Annotated in this window: 24 protein-coding genes; 13 read left to right on the forward strand and 11 right to left on the reverse strand. The window is 61.9% G+C overall.

Annotated features, from left to right (window positions below; all coding sequences use genetic code 11):
• Positions 1–515 precede the first annotated feature (515 nt).
• Both BJI47_RS21700 and BJI47_RS21705 read left to right on the forward strand, forming a co-directional pair.
• Entirely contained in the window at positions 516–2246 is a 1731-nt protein-coding gene (locus tag BJI47_RS21700; protein ID WP_088945647.1) for a DEDD exonuclease domain-containing protein, read from the forward strand.
• Between the two features lie 53 nt (positions 2247–2299).
• Positions 2300–2575 carry an Lrp/AsnC family transcriptional regulator gene (locus tag BJI47_RS21705; RefSeq protein ID WP_088945648.1) on the forward strand — a complete coding sequence of 92 codons (276 nt, stop codon included), beginning with the start codon at positions 2300–2302 and terminating at the stop codon, positions 2573–2575.
• Between the two features lie 27 nt (positions 2576–2602).
• Here the strand turns inward: BJI47_RS21705 and trpD are convergent, their stop codons facing one another.
• Both trpD and BJI47_RS21715 read right to left on the reverse strand, forming a co-directional pair.
• Entirely contained in the window at positions 2603–3676 is a 1074-nt protein-coding gene (gene trpD, locus BJI47_RS21710) for an anthranilate phosphoribosyltransferase (protein ID WP_088945649.1), read from the reverse strand.
• Positions 3677–3785: 109 nt separating this feature from the next.
• The gene (locus BJI47_RS21715) at positions 3786–4271 is read right to left on the reverse strand and encodes a hypothetical protein (RefSeq protein ID WP_088945650.1); all 486 of its coding nucleotides are present in this window, start codon (positions 4269–4271) and stop codon (positions 3786–3788) included.
• A 151-nt stretch (positions 4272–4422) separates the two neighbouring features.
• On the opposite strand from BJI47_RS21715, the gene BJI47_RS21720 reads away from it, so the two are divergent.
• The 4 genes from BJI47_RS21720 (at position 4423) to BJI47_RS21735 (ending at position 8925) form a co-directional block, all read left to right on the forward strand.
• On the forward strand, positions 4423–5034 hold the full coding sequence (locus BJI47_RS21720) for a heme-copper oxidase subunit III (protein WP_084346779.1): 612 nt from the start codon (positions 4423–4425) through the stop codon (positions 5032–5034).
• A 101-nt stretch (positions 5035–5135) separates the two neighbouring features.
• Positions 5136–6011, forward strand: coding sequence for a cytochrome c (locus BJI47_RS21725; protein WP_088945651.1), 876 nt, complete (start codon positions 5136–5138; stop codon positions 6009–6011).
• Positions 6008–7192 (forward strand): ubiquinol-cytochrome c reductase iron-sulfur subunit, encoded by a 1185-nt coding sequence (locus tag BJI47_RS21730; RefSeq protein WP_088945898.1) that lies wholly within the window; start codon positions 6008–6010, stop codon positions 7190–7192. Before BJI47_RS21725 ends, BJI47_RS21730 begins: the two co-directional genes overlap by 4 nt.
• The gene (locus BJI47_RS21735) at positions 7189–8925 is read left to right on the forward strand and encodes a cytochrome bc complex cytochrome b subunit (RefSeq protein WP_088945652.1); all 1737 of its coding nucleotides are present in this window, start codon (positions 7189–7191) and stop codon (positions 8923–8925) included. The genes BJI47_RS21730 and BJI47_RS21735 overlap by 4 nt, the downstream gene beginning before the upstream one ends.
• A 344-nt stretch (positions 8926–9269) precedes the next feature.
• Here the strand turns inward: BJI47_RS21735 and BJI47_RS21740 are convergent, their stop codons facing one another.
• From BJI47_RS21740 to BJI47_RS21750, 3 genes are all read right to left on the reverse strand, one after another.
• On the reverse strand, positions 9270–9764 hold the full coding sequence (locus BJI47_RS21740; protein WP_088945653.1) for a hypothetical protein: 495 nt from the start codon (positions 9762–9764) through the stop codon (positions 9270–9272).
• Between the two features lie 354 nt (positions 9765–10118).
• Positions 10119–10535 (reverse strand): cytochrome c oxidase subunit 4, encoded by a 417-nt coding sequence (locus BJI47_RS21745; RefSeq protein WP_088945654.1) that lies wholly within the window; start codon positions 10533–10535, stop codon positions 10119–10121.
• 18 nt (positions 10536–10553) lie between these two features.
• Positions 10554–11633: a cytochrome c oxidase subunit II gene (locus BJI47_RS21750; RefSeq protein WP_176225033.1), complete on the reverse strand. Its 1080-nt coding sequence runs from the start codon at positions 11631–11633 to the stop codon at positions 10554–10556.
• 226 nt (positions 11634–11859) lie between these two features.
• On the opposite strand from BJI47_RS21750, the gene asnB reads away from it, so the two are divergent.
• A complete protein-coding gene (gene asnB / locus BJI47_RS21755) occupies positions 11860–13785 on the forward strand; it encodes an asparagine synthase (glutamine-hydrolyzing) (protein WP_088945899.1) in 1926 nt (641 codons plus the stop codon).
• A gap of 92 nt (positions 13786–13877) precedes the next feature.
• On the opposite strand, the gene BJI47_RS21760 is transcribed toward asnB, so the two are convergent.
• From BJI47_RS21760 to BJI47_RS21770, 3 genes are all read right to left on the reverse strand, one after another.
• Positions 13878–14852 carry a carbohydrate kinase family protein gene (locus tag BJI47_RS21760; protein ID WP_088945900.1) on the reverse strand — a complete coding sequence of 325 codons (975 nt, stop codon included), beginning with the start codon at positions 14850–14852 and terminating at the stop codon, positions 13878–13880.
• A 127-nt stretch (positions 14853–14979) separates the two neighbouring features.
• Entirely contained in the window at positions 14980–15330 is a 351-nt protein-coding gene (locus BJI47_RS21765) for an iron-sulfur cluster assembly accessory protein (protein ID WP_084346648.1), read from the reverse strand.
• Positions 15331–15396: 66 nt separating this feature from the next.
• Positions 15397–16476 (reverse strand): glycerate kinase, encoded by a 1080-nt coding sequence (locus BJI47_RS21770; RefSeq protein WP_088945656.1) that lies wholly within the window; start codon positions 16474–16476, stop codon positions 15397–15399.
• Between the two features lie 126 nt (positions 16477–16602).
• On the opposite strand from BJI47_RS21770, the gene BJI47_RS21775 reads away from it, so the two are divergent.
• The 4 genes from BJI47_RS21775 to BJI47_RS21790 are packed head-to-tail and all read left to right on the forward strand — an operon-like array spanning position 16603 to position 19692.
• On the forward strand, positions 16603–17259 hold the full coding sequence (locus tag BJI47_RS21775; RefSeq protein ID WP_088945657.1) for a DUF3043 domain-containing protein: 657 nt from the start codon (positions 16603–16605) through the stop codon (positions 17257–17259).
• A 4-nt stretch (positions 17260–17263) separates the two neighbouring features.
• Positions 17264–17839: a bifunctional adenosylcobinamide kinase/adenosylcobinamide-phosphate guanylyltransferase gene (cobU, locus tag BJI47_RS21780; RefSeq protein WP_088945658.1), complete on the forward strand. Its 576-nt coding sequence runs from the start codon at positions 17264–17266 to the stop codon at positions 17837–17839.
• A gap of 29 nt (positions 17840–17868) precedes the next feature.
• Positions 17869–18927, forward strand: coding sequence for a nicotinate-nucleotide--dimethylbenzimidazole phosphoribosyltransferase (gene cobT / locus BJI47_RS21785; protein WP_254900766.1), 1059 nt, complete (start codon positions 17869–17871; stop codon positions 18925–18927).
• Between the two features lie 12 nt (positions 18928–18939).
• On the forward strand, positions 18940–19692 hold the full coding sequence (locus tag BJI47_RS21790) for an adenosylcobinamide-GDP ribazoletransferase (RefSeq protein ID WP_088945901.1): 753 nt from the start codon (positions 18940–18942) through the stop codon (positions 19690–19692).
• Positions 19693–19694: 2 nt separating this feature from the next.
• On the opposite strand, the gene BJI47_RS21795 is transcribed toward BJI47_RS21790, so the two are convergent.
• Positions 19695–20798, reverse strand: coding sequence for a branched-chain amino acid aminotransferase (locus BJI47_RS21795; RefSeq protein ID WP_088945660.1), 1104 nt, complete (start codon positions 20796–20798; stop codon positions 19695–19697).
• A gap of 32 nt (positions 20799–20830) precedes the next feature.
• On the reverse strand, positions 20831–21946 hold the full coding sequence (gcvT, locus tag BJI47_RS21800; RefSeq protein ID WP_088945661.1) for a glycine cleavage system aminomethyltransferase GcvT: 1116 nt from the start codon (positions 21944–21946) through the stop codon (positions 20831–20833).
• Between the two features lie 91 nt (positions 21947–22037).
• On the opposite strand from gcvT, the gene BJI47_RS21805 reads away from it, so the two are divergent.
• Positions 22038–23555 (forward strand): leucyl aminopeptidase, encoded by a 1518-nt coding sequence (locus BJI47_RS21805; protein WP_088945662.1) that lies wholly within the window; start codon positions 22038–22040, stop codon positions 23553–23555.
• A gap of 58 nt (positions 23556–23613) precedes the next feature.
• On the opposite strand, the gene BJI47_RS21810 is transcribed toward BJI47_RS21805, so the two are convergent.
• On the reverse strand, positions 23614–23943 hold the full coding sequence (locus tag BJI47_RS21810; protein ID WP_088945663.1) for an oxidoreductase: 330 nt from the start codon (positions 23941–23943) through the stop codon (positions 23614–23616).
• A 380-nt stretch (positions 23944–24323) separates the two neighbouring features.
• On the opposite strand from BJI47_RS21810, the gene sucB reads away from it, so the two are divergent.
• Positions 24324–26057, forward strand: a complete 1734-nt coding sequence (gene sucB / locus BJI47_RS21815) for a 2-oxoglutarate dehydrogenase, E2 component, dihydrolipoamide succinyltransferase (protein WP_088945664.1) — start codon at positions 24324–24326, stop codon at positions 26055–26057.
• Positions 26058–26198 lie beyond the last annotated feature (141 nt).

Raw genomic sequence — 26198 nt, forward strand, 5'->3', positions numbered from 1 at the left:
ACTGGCGAGACTCCGCAAGGTCTCAGGAAGGTTACGAAATGGCATACCTCCGTGTCGACCCCAACGCGCCGAAGAGTCGCGAATATCTGAAAAATGGACTACATCGCACGTAGATCAGCGCTTGAATCACAGGACGGTAACGAAGAGCTCCGGGAAGGGCCGTCGGAGTCCAGGACCAGACGCAAACGTGGGACGAGACCGACCTCGGCAAGAACCCCGATGGCACCCAGTTCCTCCTGGTCGATGTCTATTTTCGAGCCTTGGACAGCGACTCCGACATCGACCGGACCTTCCGCTCCCGGAGCCCCTAAAAGAACGGTTACGACGCAGTCTCCGCACGCGATGTCTCGAACCTTGCAATCATCGCAATCCACAATCATGTGATCCTCGTCTCTTTCGTGTTTCAGCCCGAAAATCCGACTCGTTTCGGGCGAACATATCGGCGAGGTACGACACGGCTTTTACAAAGCGACAACCCAGAATTTTGTCGGTACCGCCATCTACCGTCCTGTCTTGTGACCCTTCCGATCCAGCTGACGTTCGATGAACTGGACACCCCGTTGCACCAGACGACTTTCGTGGTCGTCGATTTGGAGACGACGGGCGGCAGTGCCGATACCGAAGCCATCACCGAGATCGGGGCGGTCAAAGTCCGTGGAGGTGAGGTGATCGGCGAATTCGCCACACTCGTCGATCCAGGCCGTTCGATCCCGCCTTTCATAGTCGAGCTGACCGGAATCACCTCCGCGATGCTGATCGACGCACCGCGCATCGAGCGTGTACTTCCCGGCTTCCTGGAATTTGCACGGGGCGCAGTCCTCGTCGCCCACAACGCGGGGTTCGACACCGGTTTTCTCCGAGCCGCCGCCAGCCGACTGGACATCGCCTGGCCCAAGTTCCAAGTTTTGTGCACCGTCAAACTGGCGCGTCGTGTACTCACCCGTGACGAGGCCCCATCTGTGAAATTGTCGGCACTCGCATCGTTGTTCGATGTCGGCACGACGCCGACTCACCGTGCCTTGGACGACGCTCGTGCGACGGTGGACGTGCTGCACGCGCTTATCGAGCGCGTCGGAAATCAGGGTGTGCACAGCTACGCCGAACTCGTCGACTATCTCCCGAACGTCTCCGCCGGACAGCGTGCGAAGCGTTCCCTCGCGGCCCACCTCCCCCGAACCCCGGGGGTGTACTTGTTCAAGGGCCCCGGCAAGGAGGTTCTGTACGTCGGTACCTCGACCAATCTGCAGCGTCGAGTCCGGAACTACTTCACCGGTTCGGAAACCCGCGGCCGGATGAAGGAGATGGTCAGCCTTGCTATCGATGTCGACTACGTCGAGTGCGCTCACGGTCTCGAAGCAGGCGTCCGCGAACTCCGGTTGCTGAGTGCGCACATCCCGCCGTACAACCGCCGATCGAAATTCCCCATGAAGGGGTGGTGGATCACCACGACGGTCGAAGCGTTTCCACGGCTTTCCATCGTCAGAGCGCCGACGGTCAGCTCACTCGGGCCCTTCATAGCGCGTACTGATGCCGCGGACGCTGCGGCGCTCATCTCCGAATTCGGTTCGATTCGCACCTGCTCCAATCGCATCCCACGCACCGGCACACACGGACAGAACTGCCCACCGACCGCGGTGGGTGGTTGCGCCGCAGCGATGGCAGGTGTGCTGTCGCCCGATGAGTACTCGGTATATCCCGCGCGATTCCACGCTTTGATCGACGGCGTCGACAACTCCATGTTGGACGCTGCGCGAGTACGGGTCACGCAACTCGCCGATACCGAACTTTTCGAATCAGCAGCCCGTCTGCGTGATCGACTCACCGTTCTCGCCGACATGATCCGAAGAATGCACCGTCTGGCCGCGATCGCAGCCATCACCGAACTCGTCGCCGCCAGAAGAACTACGGAAGGCGGATGGGAACTCGCAGTGTTTCGGAACGGTCGGCTGGCGGGCGCGGCCACCACCTCGCGTCACGTGCACCCGATGCCGGCCGTGGAGGCCATCACCGCGGCCGCCGAAACCGTCATCCCGGACACCACTCCGTTATGCGGCGCATCACCCGAAGAAGTGGGCCTCATTGCCCGGTGGCTGGAGTCCGACGGCGTCCGCATAGTGCGCACCACCGACGGGTATGCCGAGCCGGTATACGGCGCTGGTGCGTGGAAAGAATGGTGCAGCATTTCTCGCGCCGCATCCCGCCACGAGTACAGCGCGTCGCCGTACCCCAACCGATACGCCCTCTAAGCTCGCGGGGAGTCGCAACGTACGCGTGTTCGCGCATCGAATGAGGGAGACCCATGATCCACGCCATTGTCATGATCGACGCCGAGGCAAGTGCCATCCCGGAAACCGCGCAAGCAGTGGCGGACGTCGACGGGGTCTCGGAGGTCTATTCGTGTGCGGGAGATGTCGACCTGATCGCCATCGTCAAGGTCCGCAATCATCAGCAGATCGCCGAGGTAGTGACGCAACGGATCAACAAGGTCGCCGGTGTACTGAATACTGCGACGCATATTGCGTTCCAGTCGTATTCGAGTGCCGACATAGACGCCGGCTTCTCGATCGGCGAGTGATGCACTTTCGCGCCGAAGCCGGTCGGATCAATCCAGCTCGTTCGACCGGCTCACCCATCGAGCCAGCAGAGTGGCTGCTGCACCGGAGTCGACTGCCTTCGTCGCGCGGACCAACCCAGCAGAGAGGGCACCGATGATGTCACCGGCATCGATTCCTCCGGATATGCCGGCGTAAGCAGTCAGCGCGGCAGCCGCGTTCAGCAGCACTGCGTCGCGCACCGGGCCGGACTCCCCGGCTAGAACCGCGTGCACCACCCGCGCGTTGAACGCGGCGTCACCGCCTTTGAGCGCCGACAGCGGAACGTAGTCGAACCCGAAGTCCTTCGGATCGATCGTGGCCGCAGTAACCGTGCCTCCGGAGACGACGTGCACGCTGGTCGTGGTGGACATCGTTATCTCATCCAGGCCGTCGTCGCCGCGGACCACGAGAGCGCTCGTGCCACGGCCGGCGAAAACCCCTGCGACAACAGGCACCAATGCCTCGAATGCGCACCCGATCAACCCTGATCGGGGCCGACCGGGATTTGTGAGTGGCCCGAGGATATTGAAGACCGTTGGAATGCCGATCTCTTTGCGCGGCGGGCCCGCGAACCGCAGCGCGGGATGAAATACCGGGGCGAAACAGAACCCGATACCTACATCGCGAACGCTTTCGGCAACTCCGCTCGGCCCCAGACCGAATTTGACTCCCAATGCTTCCAGAACGTCGGTCGTACCGCTCTGTGACGATGCCGCTCGATTCCCGTGCTTGACCACCGGAGCACCTGCTGCGGCCGCGACGATCGCGGCCATAGTGGAGATGTTCACCGTGTCTGCCCCGTCACCACCGGTACCGACGACGTCCACCGAGTTCGGTTCGCTGTCCACGAGCGAGGCATGCGCGAGCATCGAGTCTGCGAGTCCTCCCACCTCTGCAGGAGTGGGCCCCTTCATCTTGAGGGCCACCCCGAAGGCGGCAATCTGCGCGGCTGTGGCGTGGTCGGACATGATCTCGTCCATCGCCCAGGCCGTATCGGCACTCGATAGATCGACCCACGACGTCAATGCCCCCAGAATGCTCTTCCAGGTCCTGCTCGACTCGTCGTTGATCGGTGCGGTCATCTTTTCCCGTGCCTTCCTGAACTGACGGCCAAATCTTCGGCACCGGTGTGGTCCGACCGAACCTATGACGCGGTTGCAACACGTCATAGGTACGCAATGAGGCGAAAGCTTAGTCAGCGACACTGCCTGTGCCGGAAGCAGGCTGCAGGGCGTCCCAGCCCAGAACGATTCCGCCGCGGCGTTGCGCGAGCCCAGCCATACGAGAACGCTCCTGTGAGCAGTGCAGCGTGTCCAGCACCTGCACGCGCTGCAGGATCAGCGGAACGCCCCCCTCGACGGCGGGCTGGTAACCGGTGATCTCGGGCGACTCCACCGTCATCGAACCGGGGGCCTGCTCGTATCCGTCCTGGGCAGCGATTGCGGCCGCGTCGTCGATCATGTCCGGCGGCAGGATCAAGTGGTGCCGAAGGACGATCTCTTCGTCCTCCAACCATCCCTTCCGTTGTGCGCCGCGTTCCAACGCCGTGGAACATGGCTCGGCATCGTCGAAGGAAGATGCCACGACGTGCAAATCGGTTCGGGCTGGGTCGAGCGGGATCGACCGATCACGAGAAAGCCACCGTCGGAACCAACCCGTCTTACCGTTCGTTGCCATGAGGCAACCGTTCCACGAAGCCCTCACCCGAGCGTGAGTGGCGCCGCCGACCAGCGCCTCTATCGGGGAAACAGCCTGCTCTGACGGTCGCGACGCGCCAACACAGGACCCGGGTAGGCAATCGGTACTACGGGCAGTCATACTTCTACTTGTGACGAGCGCTGTAGGGACACAAGGATCGGCAATCACCCAACGCGTGCACTCGCTGAACCGTCCTAATATGGTCAGCGTCGGCACCATAGTGTGGTTGTCGAGCGAACTAATGTTTTTCGCTGGACTTTTTGCGATGTACTTCGTCGCGAGGGCGCAGGCAAACGGCATCTGGCCACCGGAACCGACCGAGTTGAACCTCGGTCTCGCGGTACCGGTGACAACCGTTCTGATCGCGTCCTCCTTCACCTGCCAGCTAGGCGTATTTGCCGCTGAGCGCGGTGACGTCTTCGGACTGCGGCGCTGGTACATCATCACGTTGGTCATGGGGACGTTGTTCGTCCTCGGCCAGGGGTACGAGTACTACCACCTGGTCGAAGAGGGCACCACGATCTCTTCGAGCGTCTATGGCTCGGTCTTCTACATCACGACCGGATTCCACGGCCTCCATGTGATCGGTGGACTCATCGCCTTCGTCTTCCTGATCACGCGAACGCTGGTCAGTAAGTTCACACCCGCTCAGGCAACAGCTGCGATCGTCGTGTCGTACTACTGGCACTTCGTCGACATCGTCTGGATTGCGTTGTTCGCCACCATCTACTTCATCCGCTGATGAATATCGGTAAAGCAAGTGTTTCGACTTCGTCGACAACCATGAACGCCAGGAATCAGCCCCAGGCGTTCAGTCCGTCCCGACACGACAAGGGATAGAAGATGAGCTCATCTCCCCCAGCATCACCCGGCGACAACACAGACATCACGTCAGCCGGTTCTCCTTCAGCAGTGAAGAGTCGTCGGCAGCGTAAGGTTCGCCGCCGTGTGACAGGCGCAGTAGTACTCATGATGGGTCTCATCAGCGCGGGATTTCTTGCGTCGGCCTTGACTCCCACCCCACAGGTGGCGACAGCCGACCAGGATTCGGCCGCATTGATCCGCGAAGGTAAGCAGTTGTACGACACGTCCTGTGTCACTTGCCACGGCGTGAACCTGCAGGGTGTTCAGGACCGCGGACCCAGCCTGATCGGTGTCGGCGAAGCCGCTGTCTACTTCCAGGTCTCGACAGGTCGGATGCCCGCGGTCCGCAACGAAGCGCAGGCTGAACGCAAGCCGGCGAAGTTCGACGACAAGCAGATCGACGCACTGGGTGCATACATTCAGGCCAACGGTGGCGGCCCCACCCTGCTTCTCGACAGCAACGGCGAAGTAGCGCAGTCTTCGCTTTCCGGCGGCGATATCGCCCGCGGCAGCGAGCTCTTCCGTCTCAACTGCGCTTCGTGCCACAACTTCACCGGTCAGGGCGGCGCATTGTCCTCGGGCAAGTACGCACCCGCCCTCGGACCAGCTTCCGAGCAGGAGATCTACACGGCCATGGTCACTGGCCCGCAGAACATGCCCAAGTTCTCGGACCGTCAGCTGACGCAAGAAGAAAAGATCGACATCATCTCTTACGTAAAGTCGGCGCAGGATACGACTGCGCCAGGTGGCTGGGGACTCGGCGGCTTCGGCCCGGGTACCGAGGCACTTGCAATCTGGATCATCGGAATCGGTGCCGTCGTCGGCGCAACGTTGTGGATCGGAGCGAGGTCATGAGTGACGGTGATTCCGGACGCGCGGACGCCGGCCAGACCGGTGGGAACGATGTGGACGTGAACAGGAAGTATTCCGACGAGGAACTCGCCGGAATGACCCGTGACCAGCTGGTGAAGCTGGGCACCAATCTCGACCACGTAGATGTCGCATTCCGTAAGGATCGATGGGCAGTACAGGGCACCCGCGCCGAGAAGCGCGCTGAACGCAATGTTGCGTTCTGGTTCGCGCTTTCAGGCGTTTCTGCTGTCGCTTTCATCGCGATCTATCTGTTCTGGCCTTGGGAGTATGCCGGACTCGGTGAAGAGAGCTACTGGAAGTACACCCTCTACACCCCACTGATCGGCCTGACCATGGGTCTCGCGATCCTCGGTGTGGGTGTCGGCGCGGTCCAGTTCACCAAGAAGTTCATCCCGGAAGAGGTGTCCATCCAGGATCGCCACGACGGATCTTCCTCCGAGGTGGATCGGCAGACTGTCGTTGCCCAGCTGAGTGATTCGCTCGACACGTCGACCATCGGACGACGCAAGGTGATCAAGCGCTCGTTGTTCTTCGGCGGTGGCGCACTCGGAATCATGGCCATCCTGCCCCTCGGTGGCCTGGTCAAGAACCCATGGGCCGAGGGTGACAAATCTCCTCTATGGGTCTCCGGCTGGACTCCGCGCTACCCTGGAGAAACGATTTACCTTCGGCGCGATACCGGTCGTCCCCATGACGTCGTTCTGGTCCGCCCAGAGGATATGGATGCCGGAGCCATGGAGACAGTATTTCCGTTCCGTGAGGCCGACCGCGACGACGATCACGCCTTGCTCAAATCGCTTCGTGGCATCCGCAACGCGACCATGCTTATCCGTCTCCGCTCTGAGGACACGGCCAAGGTAATCAAGCGCAAGAACCAGGAAAGCTTCAATTACGGCGATTACTTCGCCTATTCGAAGATCTGTACCCACCTGGGTTGCCCGACGTCGCTGTACGAGCAGCAGACCAATCGGATTCTGTGCCCGTGCCACCAGTCGCAGTTCGACGCACTCGAGTATGCCAAGCCGATCTTCGGACCGGCTGCTCGCGCTCTGCCGCAGCTGCCAATCACCGTTAACGAAGAAGGTTTCTTAGTAGCGGACGGGGATTACATCGAAGCCCTCGGACCCGCCTTCTGGGAGCGTAGACCGGAGACTGATTCATGAGTCCTTCACTTCAAGCCCTCGCTGCCAAGCAGGCCGACGACGTCGACAGTCGTTACCACCTGGCACCGGGCATACGTCGACAGATCAACAAAGTCTTCCCGACTCACTGGTCATTCCTTCTCGGCGAGATCGCGCTGTACAGCTTTGTGATCCTGCTGATCTCAGGCACGTTCTTGACGTTGTTCTTCGACCCGTCGATGAGTGAGGTCGAGTACAACGGCATCTACGAGCCTCTTCGTGGCGTCACGATGTCTCGGGCATACGAAACATCGTTGAACATCTCGTTCGAGGTACGCGGCGGCCTGTTCATGCGACAGATCCACCACTGGGCAGCACTTATGTTCGCTGCTTCGATCATCGTTCACATGATGCGCATCTTCTTCACCGGTGCGTTCCGTAGGCCACGCGAGGCCAACTGGGTCATCGGTTGCCTGCTTCTCATCTTGGCGATGTTCGAGGGCTTCTTCGGTTACACACTTCCTGACGATCTGCTATCCGGCACCGGCCTTCGTGCTGCGTTCTCCGGCATTTCGATGAGTGTTCCTGTCATCGGAACTTGGTTGCACTGGTTGGTATTCGACGGAGACTTCCCCGGCACGATCATCATTCCGCGCCTGTACGTCGCGCACGTTCTGTTGCTACCCGCCATCATCTTGGCGCTGATCGCAGCTCACCTCGCTCTCGTCTGGTACCAGAAGCACACGCAGTTCCCCGGACCCGGCCGTACCGAGACCAACGTCGTCGGTGTCCGGATCTTGCCGGTCTTCGCCGTCAAGTCCGGTGCGTTCTTCGCCGTTACGTTCGGTGTGCTTGCACTCATGGGCGGCCTCGTCCAGGTCAACCCGGTCTGGAATATCGGACCGTACAACCCATCTCAGGTCTCGGCCGGTTCCCAGCCCGACTTCTACATGATGTGGACCGACGGCTTGGCACGACTGTGGCCGGCGTGGGACATCTACATTGCAGGCCGCTACACGATCCCCGCAGTCTTCGCTGTCGCGCTGATCATGGGTCTGGTTTTCACTGTGATGATCATGTACCCGTGGATCGAGAAGCGTCTCACCGGCGATCGGGCACACCACAACCTGCTTCAGCGTCCGCGCGACGTCCCGGTCCGTACTGCGATCGGTGCGATGGCCTTGACGTTCTACCTTGTTCTGACCATCTCGTGTGTCAACGACATCATCGCTTACAAGTTCGACATCTCCCTCAACGCGATGACGTGGATCGGGCGAATCGGAATGCTGGTCCTGCCTCCGATCGCTTACTTCGTTGCATACCGGTTCTGCATCGGCCTGCAGCGCAGTGACCGCACTGTTCTCGATCACGGTATCGAGACCGGCATAATCAAGCGGTTGCCGCACGGCCAGTACGTCGAGGTCCACCAGCCACTCGGGCCGGTCGACAGCCACGGACACCCGATCCCGCTCGAATATCAGGGTGCAGCAATTCCGAAGAAGATGAACAAGCTCGGCTCTGCCGGTAAGCCAGGATCAGGTTCACTGTTCCGTCCGGATCCGGTTGCCGAGAGCAAGGCTTTGGAAGAAGCTCTCCACCACGGCGAAGTCGAACAGCTGAACATGCTGAAGAACTATCAGCTCCAGATCAATGGTCACTCCAACGGCAACGGAACCAACGCCAACGGAACCAACGGTCATTCGAACGGTCATGTCAACGGCAACGGCTCAGCGAAACACGCCGTCGATCGTGAAGACAGCGAGAGCGAGACCTAGAAGTTCTCGACGAACATGAAAGGGCGGCACCCATCGGGTGCCGCCCTTTTTCGCGTCCCATGCCGGCGTCCAGGTCCCCAGTCTGCGCAGACTCGACAAGACGCACCCCTCCCCTCCCCCACATAGCGATGATCCATCAGCGGACTGCGAAGCATCGACAGCCACAGTGTTATCGAATTCTGAACACCACAACGCCGCACTCATCTGCCCCACCCTGCGCCGCTGAGATGCGCGCAAAGCAACGCTGCAAGCCAGGAAGCTTAACCGTGCACCCGCCGTCGTCGCTCCAGCTGCTCGTGTCGAGGACTACACCCCTGTTCGAGTCACTTCGACGCTCAACCTATTCAGTGACTCGGCAACCGTTCGGTCGAGCCAGTGACCATGGCAGCCGCGACGTGGTCGATACCATCCCTCGCGGTCTGGCCGTAGCCGTCGTCGGACAGCACGCCCAGCCGACTCGTCGCTTCGTCCAAGTGCCGCGCGGCAGCGGCAAACGAACTGAGCCGGCGATAGTTATCGGCCAAATTGAGGTGCAGCGAGGAATAGAACCCGGCGACGCTCAACGAGGCATGTTGTGCCTTGACGCGCTCGTCGGTCAACGTGTCCGCAGCGTCCAACGCACGGATATCCCAGGTCAGCGCCTCCGCCGCATCGTCGCACACGTCGGCCAAATAGTGGCTGATCGTGCATCGATGCAATGGATCTCCGCCGGCACCGACGCGCTCCCACAGCGCAAGCAGCCGCTCGCGCCGCTCGGCCACTCCCGCAGTCTGCATTGCCGCGCCGATAGCCGTCATCGTCTCATCCGGGCCAGTGTCGTTGTCTATGGTCTCAGCCATGGCAGACAACCTAGCCAGCACCTCCGACAGAATCCCGGCCGCGGGACCGGCACACCTCCGTCAATGTCGATGTGGGTACATCCATCCTTCGGAACCGTGGAGATCGCTCGCCCTGCTTCATGGCAGGACGGTAGGAACACCCCGGCCCGATTCCGCAATGAGTGATCTGCGCAGACTTGACGGAGCGCTGCGCGGTTCATCAGGTTGGCGAGCTTCGTACAACAGGGCTCCGTACAACAGGGCTCCGCCGACCGGCGGACGCATCTTCTGCACCTGGTACGCAACAAGGCGCCGACCGCCCGGGTAGGGACGATCAGCGCCTTGGCTGGAGTCGAGTGAGTGACTAAATACTGGTCAGTGCTTCTCTGGTCCGATGTGGTACTCGAATACCAGTCCGGCCGCTGCGGCGATAACCATTGCGACACCCAACGCCATAAGCCACGCAATAAAAAACGCAAAGCCCACTGCCGTGACCGCTGCCGCGCCTGCAAGGACGATCGGCCAGAAGCTACCCGGGCTGAAGAAGCCCAAGTCGCCGGCGCCGTCGCTGATTTCCGCGTCGTCGAAGTCCTCTGGACGCGTGTCCAAGCGTCGAGCGACGAATCGGAAGTACGTCCCGATGATGAGGGTCAAGCCGAACGACAGGGCAATTGCGGTGACACCTGCCCACTCGACGCCGGTGCGGGAGAACCCGGTGAAGACCGCGTACACAATCCCGACGAGAAGGAAGAAGACAGTCAGGATCTCAAAGATCTTGGCTTCGATTTTCATATCAGCATTCTTCCTTGGTCACTTGCCGTCGGCAACGGATTCAGACTTCTGCGTACGGTCGGTAGTGAACGGGATGGTGCTGGTGGAGACCGGTGACTGCCCGATTGCCTCCAGCGCCTGCGCGTTCGTCAAAGCCTTACCGCCTTCGCTCTTCGGCTTACGCGACTCGATGTACTGCTGGAAGTCGTCCGGGGATACCGCACGAACTTCGAAGTTCATCATGGCGTGGTAGGTGCCGCACATTTCGGTGCATCGACCGACGAAGGATCCTTCTCGTTCGATCTCCGAGATCTGGAAGACGTTATCGGAGTGGTTTTCCTTCGGGTTCGGCATCACGTCGCGCTTGAACAGGAACTCGGGGACCCAGAAGCCGTGGATTACATCGGACGAGGCCAATACGAATTCGATACGCTTGCCGGTCGGAAGCACGAGAACAGGGATCTCGTCGCTGGTGCCGACTGTCTCGATCTTGTTGTAGTGCAGGTACGACAGATCCTGCGGGCTCACACCGTGGATGGCTCCCAGAACGATCTCGCCGTCTTCGCTGCCTTGGGCTTCGCCCTCGGGCGGGGAGGCTGCAGCTTCCGCGGCCGCCTGCGCCTCGAGGTCGGTGCCCTCGTACTTGACGACGCCGTCCTTGAGGTCGATGGTCTGGTATCCGAACTTCCAGTTCCACTGGAATGCGGTCACGTCGACGGTGACGTCGGGATCCGACTGCTTGTCACCGACGTAGTTCTGCACGACCACGGTGAAGTAGAAGAGCACGGCGATGATGACGAACGGCACGGCTGTGTAGAACAGCTCCAATGGCACGTTGTACGCCGTCTGCCGAGGGAACTCCGGAGAGTCCTTCTTCTTACGGTGGAAGATGACCACCCAAAAGATCAATGCCCAGACAATGATGCCCATGACAAGCGCCGCGACCACGGACCAAGTCCACAATTCACGAATACGTGTGCTCTGCGGAGTGATGCCCGACGGAAAACCGAAGCGCAAGACTTCACTGTCGATGGAACACCCCGACAAGAGCACAGCGGCCAAGCCAAGAACTGTTGTCAGCCCGGCTCGCCGAAGGATCCGACTCTGCGCCACGTTCACGCCTTCCTGATCGCCCACCACTGAAGAATAAGGGCCTCCACATGGAGATGCCCTAGTACTACGCAGCGTAGACCAAAGCTGCCGCAAGACCACTGTTGGGTCACTTCCTTCGAGCGCGTCGCGTCTGCGGCATACTCGGACCCGGCGCTCGCCTTGCGACTACCGACCCGCGTCGGACGAGTGTCGGTTGAACCGATCCCTAATTGGAAAAGAGGTAGTGGACTCTGTGTGTGGACTACTAGGCCTGCTCACGTCGGCCGGCACGGACGACGCAGGAGTCGACCTCGTCGGTTCCGCCATGCATTGCATGCGTCACCGCGGGCCCGACGAACCTGGCACTTGGCACGACGATGACGTAGTTTTCGGATTCAACCGACTGTCGATCATCGATATCGAGCATTCGCATCAGCCACTTCGCTGGGGGCCTGCCGACAATCCGACGCGCTACGCGATGACGTTCAACGGGGAGATCTACAACTACCTGGAACTACGCGAAGAGTTGACGCGTGAGCACGACGCCGTCTTCTTCACCGAGGGCGACGGCGAGTCGATCGTCGCGGCATTCCACTACTGGGGTCACGACGCGCTGCGCCGATTGCGAGGGATGTTCGCCTTCGCGATCTGGGATACCGAGACTCGCGAGCTGTTCCTGGCCAGAGATCCGTTCGGTGTCAAGCCACTGTTCATCGCAACCGGGCCCGGCGGTACTGCGTTCGGGAGCGAGAAGAAGAGCCTTCTCGAACTGACCGATCTCATCGGTATCGGTACCGAACTCGACCCTCGAGCGATCCAGCACTACACCGTTCTCCAGTACGTTCCGGAGCCGGAGACGTTGCATCGCGAGATCCGGCGACTCGAATCGGGCTGCTCGGCGACCCTCTCCCCTGGCACCCAGCCGAAGATCACTCGTTACTTCACTCCGAAGTTCCCGGTGAAGCCGTTCGTAGCCGGCTCGGAGGCGGCGAGGTATCAGGAGATCACCGACGCGCTCGAGGACTCTGTCGCCAAGCACATGCGCGCAGATGTCACCGTCGGCGCTTTCCTGTCCGGCGGGATCGACTCGACAGCGATCGCAGCTCTGGCGATACGCCACAATCCGAATCTGATCACCTTCACCACCGGATTCGAGCGCGACGGTTATTCCGAGGTAGACGTCGCCGCCGAGTCTGCTGCGGCGATCGGTGCCAAACACGTCGTGAAGGTCGTCGGACCGGAGGAGTTCGCCTCGTCGATCCCCGAGATCGTCTGGTATCTCGACGATCCGGTGGCCGATCCTGCACTGGTGCCGCTCTACTTCGTAGCCAAGGAAGCCCGCAAGCATGTGAAGGTCGTTCTCTCCGGTGAGGGTGCGGACGAGTTGTTCGGCGGCTACACCATTTATCGAGAGCCACTGTCCCTCAAGCCTTTCGAGTATCTTCCCCGCGGATTGCGCCGCGCGGCAGGGGCTCTCAGCGACAAGATTCCCGACGGTACGCGCGGCAAGAGTTTGCTTCATCGCGGATCCATGACGCTGGAGGATCGTTATTACGGGAATGCCCGAAGCTTCGGCGATGCTCAGCTCCGTGCAGTTCTACGGGATTTCCGTCCGGAGTGGACCCACACCGATGTGACGGCGCCGATCTACGCGCAGACTCGAGGATGGGATCCGGTTGCGCGTATGCAGCATTTGGATCTGTTCACTTGGCTACGCGGTGACATCCTGGTCAAGGCCGACAAGATCACGATGGCCAATTCGCTGGAACTGCGTGTCCCATTCCTGGACCCCGAGGTTTTTGCCGTCGCCGAGAGGTTGCCCCTCGACCAGAAAATCACCAAGGACACGACGAAGTACGCACTACGCAAGTCGTTGGAGGGCATTGTCCCGGGGCATGTCCTCAACCGCGCCAAGTTGGGATTCCCTGTTCCGCTCCGGCATTGGCTTCGGGGTCCCGAATTGTTCGACTGGGCGCACCAACAGATCGCCGAGTCCGAAACGGATCACATCCTGAACAAGGCTGCGATCACCGCGATGCTGAACGAGCATCGCGACGGCAAGTCCGATCACAGCCGTCGACTGTGGACCGTTCTCATCTTCATGACCTGGCACGGGATTTTCGTGGAAAAGCGCATCGTTCCGAAGATCAGCGAACCGACCTACCCGGTCGAAATCTGATCCTTCCGGACACAGGTTCCGCTGGACTACAAATAGGGACCGTCACAACCGTGTGCACGGTTGTGACGGTCCCTTTCTGCGATGAATGTCGGCTAGGCCGGGAGCAGCGCGCCGATCTGCTCGGCCGCGGTAGCTCCGTAGGCCGAGCTCAGACGTTTGAGTGCGTCGTCTCGTACGAAAGTCCACTCTTGCGTGCCGGTGGTTTCGAGGACGAGGACCGCCACATAGGAGCCGAGCTGTGCTGCACGCTCGACGGAGGCGCCGGCGAGATGTGCCATGAGGAAGCCGGCCCGGAAGCCGTCGCCCACTCCGGTCGGATCCACTTTGCTGGTCTCGGGAACCACATCCACGTGCGTGCGCACGCCATCGGGAGTAACGATCTCGACGCCGGACTTGCCTAGCGTCGTGACCCGAATACCAACCTTGGCCGCGATCTCCGTCTCGGACAGGCCCGACTTCTGACGCAGCAGTCCCCACTCGTATTCGTTGGTGAAGAGGTATGCCGCACCCTCGATGAGATCGACCGCTTGTTCACCTGTCAGACGCGCGAGTTGCTGTGACGGATCTGCGGCGAAAGGAATGCTCAGCGATCGGCACTGCTGAGTGTGGGCGATCATCGCGTCAGGATCGTTGGCGCCGACCAATACCAGTTCCAGCGTTCGTCCCGCGGATAGCTCTTCGATCGAGATTTCCCGCGCTTCACTCATAGCACCCGGGTAGAACGACGCAATCTGAGCCATGTCTACGTCGGTGGTGCAAACGAAGCGCGCGGTGTGAGCCGTCGCCGACACGCGTACCGCGGTGCAATCGACTCCATTGGACTCGAGCCAAGACCGATATTCAGCGAAGTCCGGCCCGACAGCACCCACCAGGAGCGGGGATCGGCCCAACACACCCAGGGCGTAGGCAATGTTGCCGCCGACTCCACCTTTTCTGATGACCAGGTCGTCGACGAGGAAGCTCAGCGAGATATTGGAGAGCTGGTCTGCTACCAACTGCTCGGCGAACTTGCCCGGGAACCGCATCAGATGATCGGTGGCTATCGATCCCGATACCGCGAGAGTCACGTGCTTGAGCCTTTCGATGGTGGTCGGAGCGAGATCCATGCTGCTGCGCGGCGCCCCGGAACTTGGTGCGAACACAACTATGACCGGTACTGGCTAATGCAGTACCGGTCAGAGTTGGTGGTTCAGATCAGTTGAACGAATCGCCGCAGGCACATGAGCCCGTTGCGTTCGGATTGTCGATCGTGAAGCCCTGCTTCTCGATGGTGTCCACGAAGTCGATGGATGCACCCTCGACATACGGAGCGCTCATCCGGTCGACAGCCAGCGTGACTCCGTTGAAGTCCACTGCGAGGTCGCCGTCGAGGCTGCGATCGTCGAAGAAGAGCTGATAGCGCAGGCCCGCGCAGCCACCAGGCTGCACAGCAACGCGCAGCGCGAGGTCGTCGCGTCCTTCTTGGTCCAGCAGCGCCTTGGCCTTCGATGATGCAGCTTCGGTCATCGTGACCTTGTGCGTGATGGTTTCGTTCGAGACGGTCATGGGCTCTCCCTATCAGTCGTACTCAACCCGTGAACGACTCAACCGTACTCCGCGCACAGGTATTCCTCACAGCCCGCCGCGTAATGGCCGAGTACCTTGATCGAACTGTTGTGCTGCGTACTCGGCCAAAAGCTCGAGTTGTGGTCCGGCATCGGTCATCGCCTTGTCCACCGAACCGGCGAATTCGGCTACGGAATACGCTCGAGAAAGACCTGCCGCTTCCCACTGTGCGACGTCTAGGGCTATCTGACCTGCAAGGACTATCACCGACACCCCTGATCGCGTGCCTGCGGATGCAAGTTCGGTGACGAGCTTGCCCCGAAGGGACTGACTGTCGAACTTGCCTTCACCGGTGATGACGAGATCGACCGACTCCAGTAAAGCGGCCTGGTCGGTGAGGTCGGCCACCACGGCCGCGCCGGACTCCCGCCGCCCTCCCAGCGCGAACAGTGCCGCACCGATGCCTCCGGCAGCGCCTGCGCCCGGCAGCTCGGCGACGTCTGCTCCGGCCTCGCGTTCCAACATCGCGGCCCACTCGTGGTTGAGATCTTCGAGAACATCGACCATCGAACGATCTGCGCCTTTCTGTGGTCCGAAGACATGCGCTGCGCCGTGTTCGCCCAGTAGCGGATTCTCGACGTCGGTGGCAGCGACCAGTTCGACCGACCGCAGCCGTGCGGCGGCATCGGCCAGTCCACCGAGTGCACGAACCATCCCCCGTCCGCCGTCGGTACAACTACTGCCGCCGAGACCTACGAACACCCTCTCGATGCCGGCGACACCCAGGGCGGCAACGATCAGCTGGCCGACGCCGTAGCTACTTGCCCGCAATGCGCTGCTATTGGTCGGTGGACCATCGATGAGGCTCGAGCCACACGCTTGTGCGGCTTCGATGAACGCCGTCCGGCCGTCGAGCAGCCACCGCGCCCTGACCCGCTTCCCGAGTGGTCCGTCCACGTCGAGTTCGCGCACTTCGCCACGGTTGACGGCCAACACGTCGACGAATCCCGGACCGCCGTCCGATTGTGGCGCCAACACGAGCTCGTCCCCCGGACGTCCGAGTCGCCAACCCCTGGCGATTGCGTCGGCCGCCTCGTTCGCGCTCAGTGTGTTTCCGAACGAATCAGGCGCAATCATCACTCGCATCGTCGAAAGTCTAGGTCGACAGTGGAGATGAGGCATGTCGAGGCCGCCGTGCTCGAGGAGCCTTCGCGGACGTGGGTTGGTGTGGCCGATGTTCACCTATTCGTTTCCATCCCATAGCCTGGGTGAGTGAAGTTGCTACGCCGCGGGAACTCTGACAATTCGGACAAGAACGATTCGGCCTCGGTCGAGTCGGCAGCGACGGATGTGTCGCCGCCGAACGAGATCGTCGGCAAAGGTCGCCCCACGCCGAAACGGCGTGAGGCCGAAGCCCGACGCCGCGGTCCGGTCGCGCCGCCGCCGATGACGAGCAAAGAGGCCCGCGAGCGTCGTAAGGCGAACAAGGGAACCAAAGTCGACCGCAAGAAGGCATCCGAGGAGCGCCGAGCATCCTCAGCCGACCGCCGCGCGCGAATGCTCGCCGGCGAGGACAAGTTCCTACTTCCGCGGGACAAGGGCCCCGTTCGGGCATACGCCCGTGATCTCGTGGATGCCCGCCGGAATCTGGTCGGTTTGTTCATGCCGCTCGCGCTTCTGTTGATCTTCGCGCTCTTCCTCGATCCGGCCGTTCAGGCGTATGTCACGCTGGCGATGTTCGTGATGATGCTGTTCATGGTCGGCGAGGGAATCTTCATCGGCCGCCAGATCAACAATCGCGTTCGCGCTCGCTTCCCCGAAACCACCGACGGTGGTTTCAAGCTCGGGTGGTACGCGTTCGTTCGCGCTTCGCAGATCCGCAAGATGCGCGCCCCTCAGCCCCGCGTCAACCGCGGCGCAGCTGTCTGACACTATGACGCTGCCCAAGCGCACACTGCTGCTCGGTGGCGCGCGATCGGGCAAGTCCAGCCACGCCGAACACCTCGCGGCTGCGACAGGACCGGTCAGATACGTGGCAACCGGCCGAAGACGCCCCGGTGACGCCGACTGGGACGCGCGGATAGAACAACATCGAGTTCGACGGCCCGCCACCTGGACGACAGTGGAAGCGACAACGAATCTTCCCCAGTTGATCATCGACGGAACCCCGGGTGTCACGATCGTCGACGATCTCGGCACCTGGCTGACCCACACCATCGACGACCGGTCAGCCTGGGACAGCCCGCGCGGCACGATCGCGGCGGAGATCGACGCGCTCGTCGACGCCGTCGCGCAGTGCACGGGCATCCTTTTGCTGGTCACTCCCGAAGTTGGGTTGTCCGTGATCCCACCCACTCGGGCGGGCAGACTGTTCCAAGACGAGATCGGCGTACTCAATTCCCGGCTCGCCGAGGTCTGTGACGACGTCGTACTCGTCGTGGCCGGCCTTCCCCTCGCACTCAAGTGTGCCGGGGTTCCACCTTTCCGAAAGGCTGAGCAGCAATCGTGACGTCCGAAACAACCGAGAACTCGACGCCGTTGCGTCCGGTCGCTCCGCCGTCGCCGCAGACCCGCTCTGCGGCGTCGGAACGACAGAAGTCGTTGACCAAGCCTGCCGGCAGTCTCGGTCGGCTCGAAGAGATCGGTGAGTGGATTTCGGCGTGTCAAGATCAGTGTCCACCTCACGCGCTGGTGCGACCCCGGGTAGTGGTGTTCGCCGGAGACCATGGTGTTGCGGCGCACGGGGTTTCGGCCTATCCCGCCGAGGTGACCATTCAGATGGTCGCCAATATCGCGGCCGGTGGCGCTGCGGTCAATGCACTGGCTGCAGGGGCAGGCGCAACAGTCCGTGTCGTCGATATCGCTGTCGATTCCGATACGGACATCACGATCAGCCGATACAAGGTCCGTCGGTCGAGCGGTTCGATCGATCGTGAGGATGCGTTGTCGGAGTCCGAGGTTCGAGCTGCGATCGATGCCGGTCGCGCAATCGCGGACGAGGAAATCGACAGCGGCGCCGACTTGTTGATCGCCGGGGACATGGGAATCGGAAATACTACTCCGGCAACGACATTGATCGCAGTACTCACCGACACCGAACCGGTGGCTGCGGTAGGTCGCGGCACCGGCGTCGACGATGCCGGTTGGATCCGCAAGACGGCGGCGATTCGTGATGCGATGCGGCGTGCCCGTCCGGTGGTGAAGGATTCCGTTGCGCTGCTTCGCGTTGCAGGTGGCGCCGATCTTGCCGCTATGGCCGGATTTCTCGCGCAAGCTGCGCACCGTCGTACGCCTGTCATTCTCGATGGGCTCGTCGTCACGGCGGCCGCGTTGGTTGCGGAGGAATCGGCACGAGGGGCACGTGAATGGTGGATTGCCGGGCATCGCTCTTCCGAACCTGCTCACTCGATTGCGTTGCGCCACTTGCGAATCGAACCCCTTCTCGAGCTCGACATGCGACTCGGCGAGGGCTCGGGTGCTCTCGCCGCCCTACCGTTGGTACACGCGGCCATCGCCGCACTGAAGGACATGTCGACCTTTGCAGATGCAGGCGTGAGTGACCGAGCTGCCAAGCCCGAAGCACCGTCCGAGGACTGAGAAGTGCATTCGATCTGGGTGGGCCCTCGCCTGGCCTTGTCCTGGTTGACAGTCCTTCCAGTGCGGGGGCCGCATCACGTCGATCGAGATGCGGCCCGCAAAGCCATCTCGTCCGCCCCTGTCGTCGGACTGGTGCTCGGGGTGTTCGCGGCAGGAGCTTCGTGGTGTGCGGACGCACTCTCGCTCGGCGGACTACTCGGCGGACTACTCGTCGTCGGCGCGCTTGCCCTGCTGACGCGCGGCATGCATATCGACGGGCTTGCCGATACCGCTGACGGTCTCGGTTGCTACGGCCCGCCCGAACGCGCTCGTGCAGTCATGCAGAGTGGAAGCGCCGGACCGTTCGGAGTCGCCGCGCTCGTCCTCACCCTCGCAATTCAGGCCACGGGCTTCGGCCTACTGGCGGAGCAGCGTGCTTTCTCCTCGATAGTGCTGGCCGTCGCGGTAGGTCGTGTCGCCGTCGTGCTCGCGTGCAGACGTGGGACGCTTCCAGCCGTCGACCATGGGTTCGGAGCACTCGTCGCCGGCACCCAAAGCCGCACAGTGGTCGGTCTTTGGTGTGCCGCAGCGCTTGTCGCAGCAGCCGGCTGCGTGGACGGCCGCTGGTGGCAAGGCCCCGCAGTCGTCGCAGCAGTGTTGGCGATCGGCGTAGTTCTCGTGCGCCACTGCGTCCGACGGTTCGGTGGTCTCAGCGGCGACGTACTGGGCGCAGCTCTGGAAATCACCACAACCCTCACCGTGGTGGGTGTGCTGATCGGATCCTGAACTCAGCCGAGCTTGGTCATCCACCCATGAGTATCGGCGAAGGTGCCGCGCTGAATGCCCGTCAAGGTATCGCGCAGGGCGAGAGTGATGTCGCCCGGTTCTCCGTCGGCGATCGTGAACTCACCGTCCGCTGACTTGACGCTGCCGACGGGAGTGATGACTGCCGCGGTTCCACAGGCGAATACCTCGGTGATGTCACCGGACTCCGCTTTCTTCTGCCACTCATCGGTCGAGATGCGTCGCTCCTCCACTGGAATTCCGGAGTCGGTTGCCAACGCCAGGAGTGAATCGCGGGTAATTCCCGGGAGCAAGGACCCGGAGAGCGAGGGCGTGACCAAGCGAGCGTCAGAACCGGAGCCGAAGACGAAGAACAGGTTCATGCCACCCATTTCCTCGACGAAGCGACGCTCGATCGCGTCCAGCCAGACAACCTGGTCACACCCCTGGTCGCTGGCCTGCGCCTGCGCAAGCAGCGATGCCGCGTAGTTGCCGGCAAATTTGGCCGCTCCGGTACCACCGGGAGCCGCGCGTACGTATTCGGTCGACAGCCACACGCTGACCGGTTTGACACCACGAGGGAAGTACGCCCCGGCAGGGGAGGCAATGAGCATGTACCGGTACGCGTCCGCGGGCCGGACACCGAGCCCCGCCTCGGTAGAGAACATGAACGGACGAAGGTAGAGGGCGTCCTCGCCACCGGCCGCCGGGATCCACTCGCGATCCACGGCAAGCAACTTCTCGATCGAGGAGGTGAACAGCTCAGTGGGAAGCTCCGGCATCGCCAACCGCCTCGCCGAGGACTTGAACCGCTCGGCGTTGGCATTGACGCGGAACGAGGAGAGATCCCCGTTGGGCTGACGGTAGACCTTCAACCCTTCGAAAATAGCCTGTCCGTAGTGCAGGACCATCGCAGCGGGATCCAACTCGATCGGCCCATATGGCGCGATGGTCGCGCCGTGCCAGCCCTTCTCCGAGGTGTAATCGATCACTGCCATGTGATCGGTGAAGAACTTCCCGAACCCGGGCGCAGCCAATACGGCTTCTCTGACCTCCGACGGAGCCGGAGAAGGATGCTGCACACGGGTGAATTCGGGAACGCCTGTCATGCACTGAGCTTATCGAACGCGTCGAAGCCCGCTCACTTGGTGTTCGATGCAACGAATGGCGGAGCGACGATCTCACATCGCAGTGCCCGGCCACGAACATCGACCTCGACGATGTCGCCCGGCGCCACTCCCGCTGTGGCATCCATCAGTGCAAGCGCAATTCCGGCTCCGAGCGTGGGCGAGAAAGTCCCTGACGTCGTGACACCGACCACGCCGCCGTTCACCACGACGTTCTGCCCCTGCCGCAGCACCCCGCGGTCGAGAGCCTTGACGCCCCGGAGCACTCGCGCCGGTCCCGCCGCCTTTTCTGCAAGCAGTGCGTCCCTGCCCCAGAATCGGTCCTTCTTCCATCCGATCGCCCAACCACATCGAGCTTGGAGCGGCGAGATGTCCAGCGAAAGCTCGTGACCGTGGAGTGGATAGCCCATCTCGGTACGCAGGGTATCTCGCGCACCGAGGCCTGCTACCTGGCCGTCGGAAAGCTTCACGACGTCGACGAGGGCACGGAACAATGCCTCGGCGTCGTTCCATGAGCAGACCAGTTCGTATCCATGCTCACCGGTGTAACCCGTGCGGCACACCCGGACCGGGACCTCGTTGCCTTCGGCGTCGGACCACTGCGCGTCGACGAAGGCCATGTACTCCAAGTCCACCGGGAGACCCAACTGCTCGACCACACTTCGAGAATCAGGCCCTTGGACCGCGAACACGCCGAAATCACGATGCTGGTCGCGAACGACGACGCCTTCGGGCGCCTCGGCGGTCAACGCGGCGACGACCGACGCGGAGTTGGCGGCGTTCGGAATCAGGAACACCTCTTCCGGTGAGACGAAGTAGGCGATCAAATCGTCCACCACTCCCCCGGACGTGTTGCAACACAACGTGTATTGCGCCTTCCCCGGGCCCACACGGGTGAGGTCGTTGGTCAGCGTGGAGTTGACGAAGTCCGCCGCACCCGGTCCTGCGACCAACGCCTTCCCCAGATGACTGACGTCGAAGACGCCGACTGTGGCACGGACTGCCTTGTGCTCGGCCACGACTCCAACGTAGGAGACTGGCATCTCCCATCCGCCGAAAGGCGCGAATGTCGCTCCCAGTTCGACGTGAACGGCGTGTACGGGTCCGCGAGCAAGTTCTTCTGCACTCATAGCGGACAACGCTAGCGGACGGCTGCTCGTCGGGCCCGGGTCACTACGATCGTGTATGACCGAGAACAATCAATCCTTCAGGAGCTGCCACGTGCCAACGACTTCACCCCGCGCTCTCGGACCCGAGCTGGTGCTGGCCGGCCGCCTCGGAAAAGATGTCGACGTTCTCGTCGTCGCACTCAGTACAAGTGAAGACGGACTGGAACTCGTCATCACCGACGACATCTCCGGAGATGCGCTCGCCGCCGAGTTGCTCGATGCCTTCGAGGCTGTCGGTGCAACAGGCAAGGCCGACGAGATCATCCGCATTCCCGCCCCTGCAGCGCTGGACGTGACAAGTGTCCTCGCCGTCGGGCTGGGCAAGTCGGCCGACATCGACATCGAACGCATCCGCCGGTCCGCTGGTACTGCAGCTCGCGCGCTGTCGGGAACCTCGATCGCGGCCACGACGCTCTCCGCCCTCGACCTGGGGGCGGCGGCAGAAGGCTTCTTCCTCGGTGCCTACACCTTCACCGAGTTCAAATCTGCACTGTCGGCACCTACATCGGAAGCCGGACCCCTCGGGCGCGTCGAATTGCTCGTAGCCGACCCACGCGCTCGCGAAGTCAAGGACGAGCTGACTCGTTCGGTCGCTATTGCCGAGTCCGTCGCGATCGCGCGCGACTTCGTGAACACCCCACCCAGCCACCTGTACCCGGAGAAATTCGCCGCACGCGCGAAGACACTGGGCACGGCTGCCGGCCTGAGTGTCGAAGTTCTCGACGACAAGGCCTTGGAGAAAGGCGGCTACGGCGGAATCCACGGCGTCGGCAAGGGCTCATCACGTCTGCCCAGGTTGGTGCGTCTGACACACTCCGGTGGTAAACGTAAGTCCAAGAAGGTGGCGTTGGTCGGAAAGGGAATCACCTTCGACACCGGCGGCATCTCGATCAAGCCCGCGGCGGGCATGGAAAACATGACCTCCGACATGGCCGGGGCTGCAGCCGTGATCGCGACCGTGATTCTCGCTGCCAAGGTGGGCCTCGAACTCGACATCGTTGCCACGGTTCCCATGGCGGAGAACATGCCGTCCGGCACTGCACAACGGCCGGGTGACGTGCTGACGCAGTACGGCGGGATCACGGTCGAGGTCATCAACACCGACGCCGAAGGACGACTGGTGCTCGCCGACGCCATCGTCCGCGCGTGCGAAGACGATCCCGACTACCTGATCGATACCGCAACGCTGACGGGCGCGCAGGTCGTCGCACTCGGCAACCGGACGCCGGGAGTCATGGGCACCGACGAGTTTCGCGACCGCGTCGCCGAGATTTCGCAGGCTGTGGGCGAAGACGCTTGGGCCATGCCGCTCCCCGGTGAGATTCGACGCGAGTTGGACTCGCGGGTCGCCGATCTTGCCAACGTCACCAACGGACGCGCGGGCGGAATGCTGGCTGCTGCATTGTTCCTGAAGGAGTTCGTCGCAGACGGCGTTCAGTGGGCACACATCGACGTCGCCGGTCCGGCATTCAACACCGGCGGCCCGTTCGGCTACATCGGCAAGGGTGGAACCGGAGTGCCGGTCCGCACGATGTTCGCCGTTCTCGAAGACATAGTCGAGAACGGTTAGACGCGTCACATCACGTGCATGATCCGAGTGCCTCGGCGGGCGCTCGGATCATGCAACGCTATTCGGCGGCCCTGCGCTTAAGGATTTTCGCTCGAGCATCGTGATCTCGCATCCGCTGCGGGTAGCCCGTCTTTCGGACGTCGTAGACGGGAATTTTCAGGTCTGGTCCAAGCTTTCTGATGTGTTTCTCGTCCACGACGCGCCGTGTCCACTCACCATCGTTTGCCACCAGAACGACAGTGACAGGAGTCACTGTCGTCTTTGGTTCCACGAATGCTTCGACGCCGATTCTCGCCGCCGTCCAGTCCGCGAGATACTGCGCTACCGACCCCTCTCGGGGGCCTCTACCTTTGCCACTGCGTCGAGTGAGGCGATCGAACAAGCTCATGGAGCCACTCCTGTCTTGGGTGCGGGAAGATAGACCTCCGCGTTCTCACAAGCCTCGTTACTCATGAGTTTGCCAGTGCGAGGGCAGCCCCTCGGGGAACGTAAGAACTCCAAGGATGGAAGGATGACGACGGAGGGTTCAACTCTCTCGTTGTACAGAACGATTTACGGTCTCATCGAAAGGGCGTCTACGTGTCTGCAGTAAAAGTCCGTGGATCGTGGAAAGACGTTTTCTTCGATTCGGCGCGGACACAGACAGCGCCGAAGATCGCAATTAACGCAAGTATCGTCCGCGAACCTTGCAACGCCAGCACAATGGTCTACGACCACAAGTCGTAAGAACTAAATTACCCGCACACAACTGTCGAGGAGTCAACAGACATGGCCTTCTCCGTCCAGATGCCAGCTCTTGGTGAGAGCGTCACCGAGGGAACTGTCACCAGGTGGCTCAAACAGGAGGGCGACACCGTCGAGGTCGACGAGCCGTTGCTCGAAGTGTCGACCGACAAGGTTGACACTGAAATCCCGTCCCCCGCTGCTGGTGTTCTGACGAAGATCGTGGCACAGGAAGACGACACCGTCGAAATCGGCGCCGAGCTAGCTCAGATCGGCGAAGCCGGTGAGGCTTCCGGGTCTTCCTCCGAGCCCGAGCCCGCTGCTGAAGAGCCCGCCGCCGAGCCTGTGGCTGCTGCAGAACCGGAGCCCCAAGCCGAGGAAGAAGCACCGGCACAGAGTGCACCGGCCGCGAGCTCCGACTCCAGCTCTTCGGGTACCCCGATCAAGATGCCGGAACTGGGCGAGTCGGTCACCGAAGGCACTGTCACGCGCTGGTTGAAGGCCGTGGGCGACGAGGTCGCCGTGGACGAGCCACTGCTGGAGGTGTCCACCGACAAGGTCGACACCGAGATTCCCTCCCCGGTGGCGGGAACGCTTCTCGAGATCAGCGCAGAAGAAGACGACACCGTCGAAATCGGCGGCCAGTTGGCTGTGATCGGCACAGGCGCCCCTGCTGCCAAGGCTCCGGAACCGGCAAAGCCTGCTCCCAAGCAAGAGGCTCCCAAGCAGGAAGCACCCAAGCAGGAAGCTCCCAAGCAGGAAGCTCCCAAGCAAGAGGCTCCCAAGCAAGAGGCTCCCAAGCAGGAAGCTGCGAAGGCTCCCTCCGCAGACGCATCCCCGTACGTCACTCCTCTGGTTCGTAAGCTCGCAACGGACAACGACGTGGACTTGTCCACGGTCAAGGGCACCGGCGTCGGTGGACGGGTTCGCAAGCAGGACGTCCTCGCGGCCGCCGAGGCGAAGAAGACTCCCGCAGCTCCCGCTGCTGCTGCTTCGGCGGCCGAGTCGAAGCCCGCCGCACCGGCTACAGCCGGTGTGCGACCGGAACTGGCTCATCTACGCGGAACCACGCAGAAGATGAACCGCATTCGCCAGATCACGGCGAAGAAGACGCGCGAGTCTCTTCAGTCCTCTGCCCAGCTGACTCAGACCTTCGAGGTCGATGTAACCCGGGTGGCAGGTCTGCGCGCCAAGGCCAAGGCCAAGTTCCAGGAGAACGAGGGCGTCAATCTGACGTACCTTCCGTTCTTCGCGAAGGCGGTCGTCGAGGCTCTCAAGGCTCACCCGAATGTCAATGCCAGCATCAACGAAGAAGCCAAGGAGATCACCTATCACGCCGAGGTCCACCTCGGTATCGCTGTGGACACCGAGCAGGGCTTGCTGTCCCCTGTAATCCACAACGCGGGCGATCTGTCGTTGGCTGGTCTCGCCCGGGCGATCAACGACATCGCCACTCGCGCTCGATCCGGTGGCCTGAAGCCTGACGAGTTGTCCGGTGGCACGTTCACGATCACCAATATCGGCAGTCAGGGCGCGTTGTTCGATACCCCGATCCTGGTACCGCCACAGGCAGCCATGCTCGGCACGGGCGCGATCGTCAAGCGTCCCGTCGTGGTCAAGGACGACGCGGGCAACGAGTCCATCGGCGTCCGGTCTATGTGCTACCTGCCGCTGACCTACGACCATCGTCTGGTCGACGGCGCGGATGCAGGTCGTTTCCTCAGCACCATCAAGCAGCGGCTCGAGATCGCATCGTTCGAAGCAGATCTAGGTCTGTAGAGCAGGTCGAAGGCCGAGCAGTCTGTACTGTGGACTGTAGGTGAGCAGTGTTCAGCGCTCGGCCGATCCTCGAATAAACGGGGAACCGCACTAACAGGGTCGGGGCATCATCCGCTTGGCGGATGATGCCCCGGTTCTGTC

It is taken from the genome of Rhodococcus sp. 1168, from assembly GCF_002091955.1.
Lineage (GTDB): Bacteria > Actinomycetota > Actinomycetes > Mycobacteriales > Mycobacteriaceae > Rhodococcoides.